Consider the following 12871-nt stretch of genomic DNA (forward strand, 5'->3'; position numbering starts at 1 on the left):
AGTCAGATGTCTACCCTGGAAGAACTGGTCGAAGAGTGTCTTCGTGACGTGAAGGAGATCATGGCGTGGACCCTCGTGGAGCGCATGGAGGAAAACCCGCGGCTTCTCATCGTCGACGTGCGCGAGCCATACGAGTATGATGCGATGCATATCGATGGATCGCTGAACGTGCCGAGAGGGGTGCTCGAGGCCGCATGCGAATGGGGCTACGAGGATACGCTTCCCGAACTGGCCTCGGGCCGTGGGCGGGAAATCGTCGTGGTCTGCCGCTCCGGCCGCCGGAGCGTCCTTGCCGCCTATGCGATGCAGCGACTCGGCTTCGAAAGCGTCGTTTCGCTTCGCACCGGACTGAGGGGGTGGAACGACTACGAGGAGCCTCTCGTCGATTCAGAAGGTGCCCGGGTCGATGCCGACGAGGCCGACCGCTTTTTCCTCAGCCGCGTGCGTCGCGACCAGATGGCGCCGAATGGCGAGGCATGAATTTTTTTTTATGGAGAACGCAACCAACAACGAAACCAATAAGGAGAATACGATCATGAGTGCAATTGCCGCAACAGTCGAACTGGACTGCAAGGGACTCAACTGCCCGCTTCCCATCCTCAAGACCAAGAAAGCCATCGACGGCCTCCAGAGCGGAGAGGTGCTGAAGATGATGGCCACCGACCCGGGTTCGGTCAACGACATGGCTTCATGGGCCAACCGCACCGGCAACGAGGTCGTCGAGCACTCCGAGGACGGCGGCACCCATACCTTCCTCATCCGCAAGAAGTAAGCGGCGGCTTCCAATGAAACGATTCGAGGCGGCGATTCCGCGCCTGATGGTGTCGGCCCCAGGGAAAAGCTCAGGAAAAACGACCATCACACTCGCCCTTGCCCGCGCGTTTTCCGACGCGGGGGCGAGGGTGATGTGCTTCAAGAAGGGGCCTGACTACATCGACCCGGCCTGGCACCGCATGGCCGGCGCCCTCGAGTCGCGCAACCTCGATCCCTGGATGATGGGCGAGGAGGGTTGCCTTCGGGCCTTCGGCCGACACGCGCTCCGCGGGGAGGGTGCCCTGAACCTCATCGAAGGCAACCACGGCCTCCACGACGGCGTCTCGCTCGACGGCAGCGACAGCAGCGCCGGGCTCGCTTCTCTCATCCGGGCGCCTGTCCTGCTTGTCGTCGATGCCCGGAGCGCCGGTCGCGGCATTGCCGCCATCGTTCGTGGAATGCAGGAGATGGAGCCCCGGGCCGACATCCGCGCCGTGGTGCTGAACCGCGTCCGCAGCGATCGCCAGGCCGAAAAACAGCGCCAGGCGATCGAGCGTTACTGCGGGATTCCCGTGCTCGGCGCCCTTCCTCTCGATGAGAGCCTCGTCATTCCGGAGCGCCATCTGGGCCTCACCACCGTCGCCGAAAGCGGAGAGGGCGGTCTGGAGAGCATCGCCCGCGCCGCCGACGCCATCAGGCGCTGCTGCGACATGGATGCCATCCTGCAGCTTTTTTCCTCGGCGCCTCCGTTTCTTTTCGACGAGGATCCGGCGGGGGAGGGGGAGCAGTCACTTTCGGGGCGCGCCCGAATCGGCGTCTTCCGCGACCGGGCGTTCTGCTTCTACTATCCCGAAAACCTCGAAGCCCTCGAGCGTCGGGGTGCCGAGCTGGTCTTCATCGATTCGATGCGGGATCGTGGGCTTCCGCCGGTCGACGGCCTCTACATCGGCGGCGGCTTTCCCGAGTCGTTCCTCGAGGAGATCTCGGCCAACCGCGGCCTCCTGGAGGACGTGCGCCGGGCCGCCCTTTCGGGCATGCCGGTCTACGCCGAGTGCGGCGGGCTCATCTATCTCTCCAGGGGGGCGAGCTGGCAGGGCCGGCGCCACCGGCTCTCGGCCGTCCTTCCGCTGGAGATCGATTTCCAGAAGCGGCCCGCCGGGCACGGCTACCTGGAGCTGAAAAGCCTCTCCTGCTCGCCCTGGTTCAGTGAGAGCGAGCGGGTCAGGGCCCACGAGTTCCACTACTCGAAGGCCGCCTCGATCGAGGGCCGGCCCCGCTGGCAGTTCGACGTGCTCCGCGGCACCGGCACGAGCGGCGACTACGACGGCCTCCTCATGGGCAACCTCTTCGCCTCCTACGCCCATATCCATGCCGGGGCCACCCCCGGATGGGCCGAAACCTTCGTCTCCCTCGCCGCCATCGAGCGCTCCCGCGCCGCCTCTGCAGCTTCATCCTCCGCCTGATCACCTCTTGCGGCCGTATGCCGGCCGTGTTCACGAAGCATAAAATTCGCCTTAGGGACAAAAAAAGCGCGGGGACGCTTGTAAATCACCGCCTCTTTTGTTAACTATATTACTGAATAGTTATATTTGTCTTCAGTTAAGTAGGGCGGGCAGAAAAAAATGCCGGCCGGATTTGGAAAATTAAATCCCTCTGCTTAATTATATAACTATATGGTTATATTAATGAGAGCAAGACTCAGTTCATTCTTTTCAATCAAACACGAAACAAGGAGATCAACATGGGTATCACTGTCAATGGCGTCACCGTGGAGACCGATGAGAACGGCTACCTCGTCAATCTTGAGGACTGGAACGAGGATATCGCCGCCAAGCTTGCCGAGGGCGAGGAGATCGAGATGGGAGAGAACCACTGGGCGCTCGTGAAGTTCCTCAGGAACTACTACGACGAGTACCAGATCGCCCCGGCCGTCAAGGTCCTCACCAAGGCCGTTGCGACCGAGCAGGGGATGGACAAGAAGGAAGCAAGCGAGTTCCTCTACGGGATGTTCCCGAAGGGCCCCGCTCTCCAGGCCTGCAAGATCGCCGGCCTTCCGAAGCCGACCGGCTGCGTCTAAACAAAAGGAAAACCGGCCATCGGCCTCAACCTACTGCATACAATGAAAGGAGAAGAGAGAATGGGAGAAGCGAAAGGCGGAGCCTCCTGCGGATCACATCAGTGCGGCAACCACGGCGGGTGCTCCGAGAAGTTCCTGAACCCGACGCCGATGCTCGACGAGCTCGAAAGCGGCCCGTGGCCGAGCTTCGTCGGCGGCTTCAAGGAGCTGGCCGAGCGGACCAAGAAGCCGATGCTCCGCGGCGTCATGGACCAGCTCGAGTATTCATACAATACCAAGATGGGGTACTGGAAGGGCGGTCTGGTGACGGTCGACGGCTACGGCGCCGGCGTCATCACCCGCTACTCGATGATCAAGGACAAGATCCCCGAGGCGTCTGAGTTCCACACCATGCGCATCCAGCCTGCTCCGGGCCTCCACTACAGCACGGAGATGCTCCGTGAGCTCTGCGACATCTGGGAGGAGTACGGCAGCGGCATCATCACCCTGCACGGCCAGACCGGCGACATCATGCTCCAGGGCATCGAGCAGGACAAGGTGCAGGAGTGCTTCGACAAGCTCAACGAAAAGGGCTGGGACCTCGGAGGTGCCGGTGCCGGCATGCGTACCGCGGTTTCCTGCGCGGGTCCCGCGCGCTGCGAGCAGGCCTGCTACGACAACCTCGAGCTGCACCTGCAGGCGCTGAAGCACTTCGTCGGCCAGACCCACCGCCCGGAATGGAACTACAAGATCAAGTTCAAGTTTTCGGCATGCCCGAACGACTGCACCAACGCCATCATGCGTTCAGATCTTGCCGTCATCGGCACGTGGAAGGATGCCATCCAGGTGGACGAGCCGGCCGTGAAGGAGTGGATCGACAAGAACGGCGTCGACGCCCTCGTCAACCAGGTCATCAACCTCTGTCCGACCCGGGCCATCTCGCTCGAAGAGGGCGGCATGAAGATCGATACCCGCGACTGCGTGCGCTGCATGCACTGCCTGAACGTCATGCCGAAGGCGCTCTCACCCGGAAAGGAGCGGGGCATCTCGCTGCTCATGGGCGGCAAGAACACCCTCAAGGTCGGCGTCAACATGGGTTCGCTCATCATCCCCTTCATGAAGATGGAGACGGACGAGGACCGCGAGGCCTTCCTGGAGCTGGTCGAGGAGATCATCGACTGGTGGGACGACAACGGCCTCGACCACGAGCGCATCGGCGAGAGCATCGAGCGCGTCGGGCTGAAGCAGTTCCTCGAGGGTGTCGGCATCGACGTCGATATCAACCAGGTCGCCCGTCCCCGCGACAACCCCTACTTCAAGGCCAAATACTGAAGAGGGTTCCCTAAAGACAGAGACAAGCCAACAACCAAGAGGCGGCCGCATCTTTCCGGCCCGGGCCCGTCCCCCTGAGGGGGCGTGCCCGGAGGGCGGGGGACGGCCGACAGGCAAAACAAGAACGGAAACCAACATGACCAGTCCTGAAAGAACCTGGAAGACCGTGGAGTCGGGCCCCCATACCTACAAGGAGGCGCTCCACCCGGTGGTAAGAAAGAACTACGGCAAGTGGAAGTACCATGAAATCCCCCGCCCCGGCGTGCTCAAGCATGTTGCCGAGAGCGGAGACGCCCTCTACACGGTCCGCGCCGGCACGCCGCGCCAGGATACCGTCGACATGGTCCGGCGCCTCTGCGAGGTCGCCGACCGCTTCTCTGACGGCCACCTGCGCTTCACTGTGCGCAACAATGTCGAGTTCCTGACCCCGAACGAGTCGAACGTCGAGCCGATGATCAGGGAGCTGGAGGCGATGGGATTCCCGGTCGGCGGCGCGGGCAACTGCGTCTCCTCGGTATCGCACACCCAGGGCTGGCTGCACTGCGACATTCCGGCGACCGACGCATCCGGCGTGGTGAAGTCGATGATGGACAGCCTCTACAACGAGTTCAAGCACATGGAGATGCCCAACAAGGTGCGCCTCTCCACCTCCTGCTGCTCGATCAACTGCGGAGGCCAGGCCGACATCGCCGTCGTCGTCAAGCACACCCGCCCGCCCCGCATCAACCACGAGCATCTTTCGACCATCTGCGAGCTGCCGAAGGCGGTCGCCCGCTGCCCGGTCGCCGCGATCCGGCCGACCGTCGTCGACGGCAAGCGCACGCTGATGGTCGACGAGAAGAAGTGCATCTGCTGCGGCGCCTGCTTCGGAGCCTGTCCGGCCATGGAGATCAACCATCCCGAGCACTCGAAGTTCGCCATCTGGGTCGGCGGCAAGAACAGCAACGCCCGTTCGAAACCCTCGACCATGAGCATCGTCGCCCACAACCTCCCGAACAACCCGCCCCGCTGGCCCGAGGTCACCGACGCCGTCGGCAGGATCCTCACCGCCTACAAGGAAGGGGGACGGCCCTGGGAACGTGTCGGCGAATGGATCAACCGCATCGGCTGGAAGCGGTTCTTTGAAGAGACGGGCCTCACCTTCGATGAGGACATGATCGACAGCTACCGTCACGCGAGAACCACCTTCAACCAGTCGGCCCATGTCCGCTTTTAGCCAAAGGAGATACTTTCATGCAGGTAGAATCAAATCCAATACTTGACTTCGCGACGACCTGGAAGTTCCCCCCCTACGGCGAACTGACCGGTGAGGACAAGATTGTCGCGTTCGGGGACCACAGCCACAAGTGCCCGGTCTACGTGCACCAGATGCCGCCCTGCTCGGCCGAGTGCCCTGCAGGCGAGGACATCCGGGGCATCAACCGGCTTCTCAACGGGGTGGACCGCTCCGACGATCCGATGGGGGACGCCTGGCGGAAGGCGGTCGAGACCAATCCCTTCCCCGCGGTCATGGGCAGGATCTGCCCACACCCCTGCCAGGGTGGCTGCAACCGCCAGTACCATGACGGAAGCGTCTCGATCAACGCGGTCGAGCAGGCCATCGGCAACTACGGCATCGAGCACGACCTCACGCTGCCCGCCCCCGGGCCGGACAGCGGCAAGCGCGTCGCCGTCGTCGGCGGCGGCCCCGCAGGGCTTTCGGCCGCCTACCAGCTGCGCCGGAAGGGCCACGCCGTGACCCTCTTCGACGCCAACGAGAAGCTCGGCGGCATGGTGCTCTACGGCATCATGGGCTACCGGGTCGACCGCAGGGTCCTCGAGAAGGAGATCGGCCGCATCACGGCCCTCGGCATCGAGACGAGGATGGGCACGAGGATCGGGCGCGACATCACGCTCGCCCAGCTCGAAAACGAGTACGACGCCGTCTTCCTCGGCGTCGGCGCCCAGGCGGGCCGATCGCTTCCCGTTCCCGGCTTCGAGGGATCGCCGATGGCCACCAACGCCATCGACTTCCTCCGCAGCTACGAGGTGATGGGCGACAGTGTCCCGGTAGGAAAGAAGGTCGTCGTCATCGGCGACGGCAACGTGGCCATGGACGTGGCCCGGCTCGCCCTCCGGCTCGGTTCGGAAGCGATCCTGGTCTCTGCCGTTCCCCGCGAGGAGATGGCCTGCTTCGAGAACGAATTCGAAGACGCCGTCGCCGAAGGCGCGAAGGTGCACTACATGAGCGGCACCGTCGAGGTGCTGCGGGATGGCGACGGCGTCACCGGCCTCCGCTGCTCGAAGATGGTGAAGAAAGAGAAGGGCGAAGAGGGGTGGAACTCCCCGATTCCGTTCCTCCGCTACAGGAGCACCGGCGAGACCTTCGACGTCGAGGCCGACATGGTGGTCGCCGCCATCGGCCAGGGCACCGACTTCAGCGGGCTCGAGGATGCCCTCGGCAGCGGTCCCTGGATGAAGGTCGACCGCACCTTCCGCATCCCCGGGCGCGAGAAGCTGTTCGGAGGGGGCGATGCCCTGAAGGTGGACCTCATCACCACCGCAGTCGGCCACGGCCGCCGGGCCGCCGCCTCGATCGACGCCTTCCTGAAGGGCGAGCCGATCCCCGAGCCGGTGCGTCGCGAGGTGACCAAGGCCCAGAAGCAGGACCTGCTCTACTTCCTTCCGGCCGAGCCGGCGAAGCGGGTGAACCGCCATCCCGAGGTCGTCGTGGGCAACCATGACGAGCTGCTCGAGGCGCTCACTCCCGAACAGGTGAAGGCCGAGTCGGAGCGCTGCATGAGCTGCGGGCTCTGCTTCGACTGCAAGCAGTGCGTCTCGTTCTGCCCGCAGGAGGCCGTCCTCCGCCACCGCGACAACCCTGCCGGGGAGAAGGTGGAGACCGATTATGTCAAATGCGTTGGCTGCCACATCTGCTCGCTGGTCTGCCCTTCGGGGTACATCCAGATGGGCATGGGTGACGGCCTCTAACCCTCAACAGCAAGACCATGAACGAAGAACTCATAGCCAGGGTGAAGAGCGCCGTCGAGGCCTCGGAGAAGTGGGCCGAAAACGGCTGGAGGGTCACCTTCGGCCCTCGCGGGGAGGAGGTTTCCTCCTTGACGGCCGCCGAAGCCCTGCCGCGCCCCACCTCGTTCCGACGCGAGGCGGTCAACTACTGGCGGCAGGCGCAGCTGACCGGCCACGACGCGGCCGTCTCCGGCAGGAAGGCGATCCGGGCCCTCGAGGCGGGCGACGAACCCGCGGCGCTCGACGCGCTCTACTTCTGCCGCTACATCGAGGCACCCTTCGCAGAGCAGGCCCGGACCTGGGGGCCGCTGTACGAAAGCATGACTGCCGGCGCGGCATGCTGCTGAAGGCAGAGGCCATCAACACGCAACCATTCAACAAGAGAGAGGAATACGGTGAAAATAGGAATTCTGCTCAAGGAAGGGCCCTACAACCATCAGGCGTCCGACACGGCATACAAGTTCGCTGAAGCGGCCATACGGAAAGGCCACACCATCGACGCCGTCTTCCTGTACAACGACGGCGTCATCAACGCCACCAGGCTCGGCGACCCGCCGCAGGACGACCGCAACGTCGCAGAACGCTGGAGTGCCCTGGCCAGGGAGCACGGCTTCGAAGTGCTCGCCTGCATCGCGGCCTCGAAGCGCCGCGGCATTACCGACGAACTGATGATCGAGGGCGGCTCCATCACCGGGCTCGGCACCCTTACCGACATCGCCATCCGCAACGACAGACTGCTAACCTTCGGAGACTGAACCACATGGAAGAGAACATCAAAAAGATCATGCACGTGATGCGCCGCGCTCCGCACGGTTCGATCTACACCTACGAGGGGCTCGAGATGATCCTCATCATGGCCGCTTACGAACAGGACCTCTCGGTCGTCTTCATCGGTGACGGCGTCTATGCCCTCAAGAAGGGGCAGGACACCTCCGGCATCTCCATCAAGGGGTTCGCAAAGACCTTCACGGCCCTCGACGGCTACGACGTCGAGAAGCTCTACGTCGACCGCCGGTCCCTCGAGGAGCGCGGCCTCAGCGAAGATGACCTGCTCGTCGACGTCGAGGTGCTCGATTCGGCCGAGATCGGACGGCGGATGAACGAGCAGGACGTCGTCATCCACCACTGAGGTCCGCTTCGGCGGCCCTGCACAATGCAACCTTTGAACCCTACAGCCATCATGCTGCATACCATCAACAAATCCCCTTTCGAGAGCCCGTCGATGCAGGAGTGCGCGCGCTTCGCCGCGCCCGGCGACCCGGTGCTGTTCATTGAGAACGGCGTCTACGCCGTCCAGTCCGGCAACCGGTTCGCATCCGAGATCGAGGCGCTCCTCAAGACCAACCCGGTCTACGTGCTCCAGCCGGACGCCGAGGCCCGCGGCATCTCCTCCCTTACCGGAGGGGTGGAGCCGGTCGGCTACGACGGCTTCGTCGACCTCGTCGAAGCGCACCGGGTCAACAGCTGGCTCTGAACTCACTTCATTCGAACAGAACGCATCATGACGAACAACTGGAAAGAGGCGCCCTCCATCAACCGTTCCGCGGTGCTCGAGCGCTGGATGGCGGCCGGTCTGGGGCTGTTTCCCGAGCGGATGACGCCCGGGAGCCCGGCCGGCGAGGCGCTCGCCGATGCCATGGCGACCCTCGTCGACCATTTCGCTGAGGACGGCGAGGAACGCCGCGAGGGCCTTGAGCGCCTGACGCGCATCTTCGCCGTGCAGTCCATGCCGCCCTCGAAGTCCCTCTCGCTCTTCGGGACGCTCGGCGACATCCTTGCCGGCTTCGTCGCCGGCAGCGGGGAGCGCGAGGCCATGCGCCGCCATCTTGAGCGGCTGACGCTCGAGGCCTTCGACTGCTTCATGGAGAACCGCGAGCGGATCTACCGCCTGAAGGTCGAGGAGTCGCGCAGCCAGATGCACATGCTGCTCAGGAGGGCCGTCTCATGAAGAAAGTGTTCCTGCCCCTCATCTGGGTTGCGCTCCTTTCCTGCATTCCATACGTCGGCGTCGCCTACTTCGGCATGTCATACATCTTCGGCGTCGTCATCCCCTACCTTGCGGCCCTGCTCTTCATCGGCGGGTTCTCCTGGAGGATCTACGACTGGCTGAGCCGGCCGGTGCCCTTCTGCATCACCACCACCTGCGGCCAGGAGAAGTCTCTCGACTGGATCGCCCACCAGAAGCTCGAAAGCCCCGCCACGAAGTGGCAGGCGGCCCTGCGTGTCATGACGGAGGTCCTCTTCTTCCGTTCGCTCTTCCGCAACACCAAAGCCGAGCTCCACACCGGACCGCAGCTGGCCTATGCCTCGAGCAAGTGGCTCTGGATGGGGGGGCTGGCCTTCCACTGGTCGCTGCTCGTGATCGGCCTTCGCCACGCCCGCTTCTTCTTCATGGAGCCGCCGCTCTTCATCCGGCTCGTCGAGCGCACCGACCGCTTTTTCGAGCTGACGCTGCCGGCGTTCTACATGACCGACGCCCTGGTGCTCACGGCCATCACCTTTCTTGTCTTCAGGAGGCTCCGCGACGCGAAGCTCCGCATCATCTCGCTGCAGACCGACTTCTTCCCGCTCTTTCTCATCGGCGCCATCGCCCTCGTCGGCATGTCGATGCGATACGTCGAAAAGGTCGACGTCATGGCGGTGAAGGCGCAGATGATGAACCTGCTCTCGTTCAGCTTCGCGGCACCCGTCGAGATCGGTCCGTTCTTCTACGTCCACCTGTTCCTCGCCTCGGTGCTTGCCGTCTACTTCCCCTTCAGCAAGCTGATGCACGCCGGCGCGATCTTCCTCAGCCCGACGCGCAACCTGGCCAACAACAGCCGTGAAAAGCGTCATGTGAACCCGTGGAACAAGCCGATCAAGTTCCGCACCTATGCCGAGTACGAGGACGAGTACCGGGAAAAGATGAAAAAAGCCGGCCTGCCGGTCGAAAAGGACTGACCATGTCAAAATACGCACCCAAGAAAAACCAGCTCACCCGCGAGTTCCTGGAGAAGCCGAGCCCCCTGAAAGGCGACTACGCCGACCGCGAGTGGTGGGAGATGCCGGTCGAGTTCCGCGACGGGAACTGGTGCCACTCCGCAAAGCCGGAAGTGCTCAAGGAGATCGGTTTTGCGAACCCCCGCAAGTGGGCGGCCCCCGATGAGGACTGGCAGCTGCCGGAGGGGTGGGAGAAGACCATCCACGACGGGCTGAAAGAGCGGCTGAAGAAGTTCCGCTCGCTGAAGCTCTACCTCGACGCCTGCGTGCGCTGCGGCGCCTGCGCCGACAAGTGCCACTTCTTCCTCGGCACCGGCGACCCGAAGAACATGCCGGTCATCCGCGCCGAGCTGCTCCGCTCGGTCTACCGCAACGATTTCCCGATGGTGGAGAAGATCCTCAAGGGGTTCTCGGGTTCGCGCAAGCTGACGAAGGAGGTCATCAAGGAGTGGCACATGTACTTCTACCAGTGCACGGAGTGCCGACGCTGCTCGGTCTTCTGCCCGCTCGGCATCGACACGGCCGAGATCACCATGGTGGCACGCGAGCTGCTGAACCTCATCGGCGTCAACAACAACTGGATCCTCGCCCCGGTCGCCAACTGCAACCGCACCGGCAACCATCTCGGCATCGAGCCGCATACGTTCGTGCAGAATATCGAGTCGCTCGTCGACGACATCGAGGACCTCACCGGCGTGAAGGTGAACCCCACCTTCAACCGCAAGGGGGCCGAAGTGCTCTTCATCACCCCGTCGGGCGACGTTTTCGGCGACCCGGGCGTCTACACCATGATGGGCTACATGCTGCTCTTCGAGCACATCGGCCTCGACTACACGATCAGCACCTACGCCTCGGAAGGCGGCAACTTCGGCCTCTTTACCACCAACGACATGATGAAGAAGCTCAACGCCAAGATGTACCACGAGGCCGAGCGGCTGAAGGTGAAGTGGATGCTCGGCGGGGAGTGCGGCCACATGTGGCGGGTCGTGCACCAGTACATGAACACGATGAACGGCCCGGCGGACTTCCTCGAAGAGCCGGTCTCTCCGGTGACCGGCACGAAGTTCACGAACGCCCGGGCGACGAAGATGGTGCACATCGCCGAGTTCACGGCCGACCTCATCCATAACGGCAAGCTGAAGCTGGATCCGCGCCGCAACGACCACCTGCGTACCACCTTCCACGACTCGTGCAACGTGGCGCGCGGCATGGGCATGTTCGAGGAGCCGCGCTATATCCTCAACAGCGTCTGCAACTCTTTCAACGAAATGCCGGAGGACACCATCCGCGAGCGCACCTTCTGCTGCGGCTCGGGCAGCGGCATCAACGCCGAGGAGTTCATGGAGATGCGCATGCGCGGCGGGTTCCCCCGCGCCAACGCCGTACGCAGCGTGCGCAAGTCGCACCGGGTCAATTCGCTGGTGACGATCTGTGCCATCGACCGGGCGACCCTGCCCTCGCTCATGCGTTACTGGAACCCCGGCGTCACCGTCTACGGCCTGCACGAGCTGGTCGGCAACGCGCTGGTGATGCAGGGAGAGAAAAAACGAACCGAGGACCTGAGGGAGAACCCGATGGCGGGAACGGAGGAGGGCGACGATGCCGAGTAAGAAGATCCTCATCGGAGCGGCAGCCGCCCTCATGCTCCTTGCCGCGGCCTACCTGGCAACCGGCGCCGAAACCGGCCTCGTGAGCGACCCTGCGTCGGCCGCAGCCCCGGACACGACCGGCTGCATCTACCCGAAGGAGTACATGCACAGCCACCACATGCAGGTGCTCGCCGACTGGAAGGAACACGCCGCCCACGAGGGGCCGGACGCCGTCATGACGGCTCCCGACGGCCGCCGGTTCCAAAAGGACCTGGCGACCTGCCTCGGCTGCCACAGCGACAACCGCCAGTTCTGCTTCAGCTGCCATACCTACGCCAACGTGAAGCCGAACTGCTGGAACTGCCACATCTCGCCACAAGACCTACCGTGATGAACGAAGAGAGAAGGACATTCATGAAGAAGGCCGGCCTCGGCCTCATGGCCGGTTTCGGAGCGGCCGCCATCGCCTCCAGCCCGCTCTTCGAGCGCGTTGCGGCCTCCGCATGGGCGGCTGCTCCGAAGCGGCCGGGGACCCGCTGGGGGATGGTCATCGACACGCGCCGCTGCCGGGAGGGCTGCAGTGCCTGCGTCGATGCCTGCCGCCTAAGCCACAACGTGCCCACCTTCAGCGACCCCCGCCGTCGGGTGGAGTGGATCCACCGCGAGGAGGGCCGCGCGCTGCTCGGTTCGGCCTGTGCGACGCAGAAGCTCCTTCCCGCGCTCTGCAACCACTGCGAGGAGCCCTCGTGCGTGCGCTCGTGCCCGACCGACTCGATCTTCAGGCGCCGGGACGGCATCGTCGCCGTCGACTACCACCGCTGCATCGGCTGCCGCTCCTGCATGCTCGGCTGCCCGTACGGCGAGGTCAGCTTCAACTGGAGCGACCCGCGTCCGGCCATCACGGAGCCGACCCCGGACTACCCGACCCGCCAGCAGGGTGTCGTCGAGAAGTGCAACTTCTGCAGCGACCGCCTCAAGCGCGGCCTCCAGCCCTCGTGCTCGAGCCGGTGCCCGGAAGGCGCAATGACGTTCGGCGACCTCAACGACCCGGATTCGGCCGTCCGCAGGCTGCTGGCCTCCAGCGACAGCATGCGGCGCAAGCCCGAGCTCGGTACCGAGCCGAAGGTCTACTACATCATTTAAGGAACATTTA

The 12871-nt window shown here is 63.8% G+C and carries 16 protein-coding genes; all 16 read left to right on the top strand.

All coding sequences use genetic code 11. The features are described 5' to 3' along the window. Positions 1–6 precede the first annotated feature (6 nt). Positions 7–480, top strand: coding sequence for a rhodanese-like domain-containing protein (locus tag E0L29_RS04920; protein ID WP_131355551.1), 474 nt, complete (start codon positions 7–9; stop codon positions 478–480). Positions 481–535: 55 nt separating this feature from the next. Beyond that, positions 536–772, top strand: a complete 237-nt coding sequence (locus E0L29_RS04925; protein ID WP_131355554.1) for a sulfurtransferase TusA family protein — start codon at positions 536–538, stop codon at positions 770–772. Between the two features lie 13 nt (positions 773–785). Continuing rightward, positions 786–2216 carry a cobyrinate a,c-diamide synthase gene (locus E0L29_RS04930; protein WP_242664285.1) on the top strand — a complete coding sequence of 477 codons (1431 nt, stop codon included), beginning with the start codon at positions 786–788 and terminating at the stop codon, positions 2214–2216. 278 nt (positions 2217–2494) lie between these two features. Next, a complete protein-coding gene (locus E0L29_RS04935) occupies positions 2495–2830 on the top strand; it encodes a TusE/DsrC/DsvC family sulfur relay protein (RefSeq protein WP_131355557.1) in 336 nt (111 codons plus the stop codon). A 60-nt stretch (positions 2831–2890) separates the two neighbouring features. Beyond that, positions 2891–4141: a dissimilatory-type sulfite reductase subunit alpha gene (gene dsrA / locus E0L29_RS04940; protein WP_131355560.1), complete on the top strand. Its 1251-nt coding sequence runs from the start codon at positions 2891–2893 to the stop codon at positions 4139–4141. 136 nt (positions 4142–4277) lie between these two features. After that, positions 4278–5357: a dissimilatory-type sulfite reductase subunit beta gene (dsrB, locus tag E0L29_RS04945; RefSeq protein ID WP_131355563.1), complete on the top strand. Its 1080-nt coding sequence runs from the start codon at positions 4278–4280 to the stop codon at positions 5355–5357. A gap of 17 nt (positions 5358–5374) precedes the next feature. Beyond that, positions 5375–7111 carry an NAD(P)-binding protein gene (locus E0L29_RS04950; RefSeq protein ID WP_131355566.1) on the top strand — a complete coding sequence of 579 codons (1737 nt, stop codon included), beginning with the start codon at positions 5375–5377 and terminating at the stop codon, positions 7109–7111. 17 nt (positions 7112–7128) lie between these two features. Next, entirely contained in the window at positions 7129–7497 is a 369-nt protein-coding gene (locus E0L29_RS04955; RefSeq protein WP_131355568.1) for a hypothetical protein, read from the top strand. 48 nt (positions 7498–7545) lie between these two features. Continuing rightward, complete coding sequence (tusD, locus tag E0L29_RS04960) at positions 7546–7905, top strand: sulfurtransferase complex subunit TusD (protein WP_131355571.1); 360 nt, start codon at positions 7546–7548, stop codon at positions 7903–7905. Positions 7906–7910: 5 nt separating this feature from the next. Further along, positions 7911–8279 carry a sulfurtransferase complex subunit TusC gene (gene tusC / locus E0L29_RS04965; protein WP_131355574.1) on the top strand — a complete coding sequence of 123 codons (369 nt, stop codon included), beginning with the start codon at positions 7911–7913 and terminating at the stop codon, positions 8277–8279. A 51-nt stretch (positions 8280–8330) separates the two neighbouring features. After that, complete coding sequence (gene tusB / locus E0L29_RS04970; protein WP_131355577.1) at positions 8331–8624, top strand: sulfurtransferase complex subunit TusB; 294 nt, start codon at positions 8331–8333, stop codon at positions 8622–8624. 27 nt (positions 8625–8651) lie between these two features. After that, on the top strand, positions 8652–9098 hold the full coding sequence (locus E0L29_RS04975; RefSeq protein WP_131355580.1) for a hypothetical protein: 447 nt from the start codon (positions 8652–8654) through the stop codon (positions 9096–9098). Continuing rightward, complete coding sequence (gene dsrM / locus E0L29_RS04980; RefSeq protein WP_131355583.1) at positions 9095–10090, top strand: sulfate reduction electron transfer complex DsrMKJOP subunit DsrM; 996 nt, start codon at positions 9095–9097, stop codon at positions 10088–10090. Before E0L29_RS04975 ends, dsrM begins: the two co-directional genes overlap by 4 nt. Before the next feature lie 2 nt (positions 10091–10092). After that, a complete protein-coding gene (gene dsrK, locus E0L29_RS04985) occupies positions 10093–11739 on the top strand; it encodes a sulfate reduction electron transfer complex DsrMKJOP subunit DsrK (RefSeq protein WP_131355586.1) in 1647 nt (548 codons plus the stop codon). Further along, positions 11729–12109, top strand: coding sequence for a hypothetical protein (locus tag E0L29_RS04990; protein ID WP_131355590.1), 381 nt, complete (start codon positions 11729–11731; stop codon positions 12107–12109). The genes dsrK and E0L29_RS04990 overlap by 11 nt, the downstream gene beginning before the upstream one ends. Beyond that, positions 12109–12861, top strand: coding sequence for a sulfate reduction electron transfer complex DsrMKJOP subunit DsrO (gene dsrO, locus E0L29_RS04995; RefSeq protein ID WP_165498824.1), 753 nt, complete (start codon positions 12109–12111; stop codon positions 12859–12861). The genes E0L29_RS04990 and dsrO overlap by 1 nt, the downstream gene beginning before the upstream one ends. Positions 12862–12871 lie beyond the last annotated feature (10 nt).

Source organism: Chlorobium sp. N1 (assembly GCF_004332115.1).
Classification (GTDB): domain Bacteria; phylum Bacteroidota; class Chlorobiia; order Chlorobiales; family Chlorobiaceae; genus Chlorobium.

Excerpts from the sequence above, each read along its gene's own strand:
- E0L29_RS04920 (WP_131355551.1), top strand. The coding sequence starts at position 7 with ATGTCTACCCTGGAAGAACTGGTCGAAGAGTGTCTTCGTGACGTGAAG.
- E0L29_RS04925 (WP_131355554.1), top strand. The coding sequence starts at position 536 with ATGAGTGCAATTGCCGCAACAGTCGAACTGGACTGCAAGGGACTCAAC.
- E0L29_RS04930 (WP_242664285.1), top strand. The coding sequence starts at position 786 with ATGAAACGATTCGAGGCGGCGATTCCGCGCCTGATGGTGTCGGCCCCA.
- E0L29_RS04935 (WP_131355557.1), top strand. The coding sequence starts at position 2,495 with ATGGGTATCACTGTCAATGGCGTCACCGTGGAGACCGATGAGAACGGC.
- dsrA (WP_131355560.1), top strand. The coding sequence starts at position 2,891 with ATGGGAGAAGCGAAAGGCGGAGCCTCCTGCGGATCACATCAGTGCGGC.
- dsrB (WP_131355563.1), top strand. The coding sequence starts at position 4,278 with ATGACCAGTCCTGAAAGAACCTGGAAGACCGTGGAGTCGGGCCCCCAT.
- E0L29_RS04950 (WP_131355566.1), top strand. The coding sequence starts at position 5,375 with ATGCAGGTAGAATCAAATCCAATACTTGACTTCGCGACGACCTGGAAG.
- E0L29_RS04955 (WP_131355568.1), top strand. The coding sequence starts at position 7,129 with ATGAACGAAGAACTCATAGCCAGGGTGAAGAGCGCCGTCGAGGCCTCG.
- tusC (WP_131355574.1), top strand. The coding sequence starts at position 7,911 with ATGGAAGAGAACATCAAAAAGATCATGCACGTGATGCGCCGCGCTCCG.
- tusB (WP_131355577.1), top strand. The coding sequence starts at position 8,331 with ATGCTGCATACCATCAACAAATCCCCTTTCGAGAGCCCGTCGATGCAG.
- E0L29_RS04975 (WP_131355580.1), top strand. The coding sequence starts at position 8,652 with ATGACGAACAACTGGAAAGAGGCGCCCTCCATCAACCGTTCCGCGGTG.
- dsrM (WP_131355583.1), top strand. The coding sequence starts at position 9,095 with ATGAAGAAAGTGTTCCTGCCCCTCATCTGGGTTGCGCTCCTTTCCTGC.
- dsrK (WP_131355586.1), top strand. The coding sequence starts at position 10,093 with ATGTCAAAATACGCACCCAAGAAAAACCAGCTCACCCGCGAGTTCCTG.
- E0L29_RS04990 (WP_131355590.1), top strand. The coding sequence starts at position 11,729 with ATGCCGAGTAAGAAGATCCTCATCGGAGCGGCAGCCGCCCTCATGCTC.
- dsrO (WP_165498824.1), top strand. The coding sequence starts at position 12,109 with ATGAACGAAGAGAGAAGGACATTCATGAAGAAGGCCGGCCTCGGCCTC.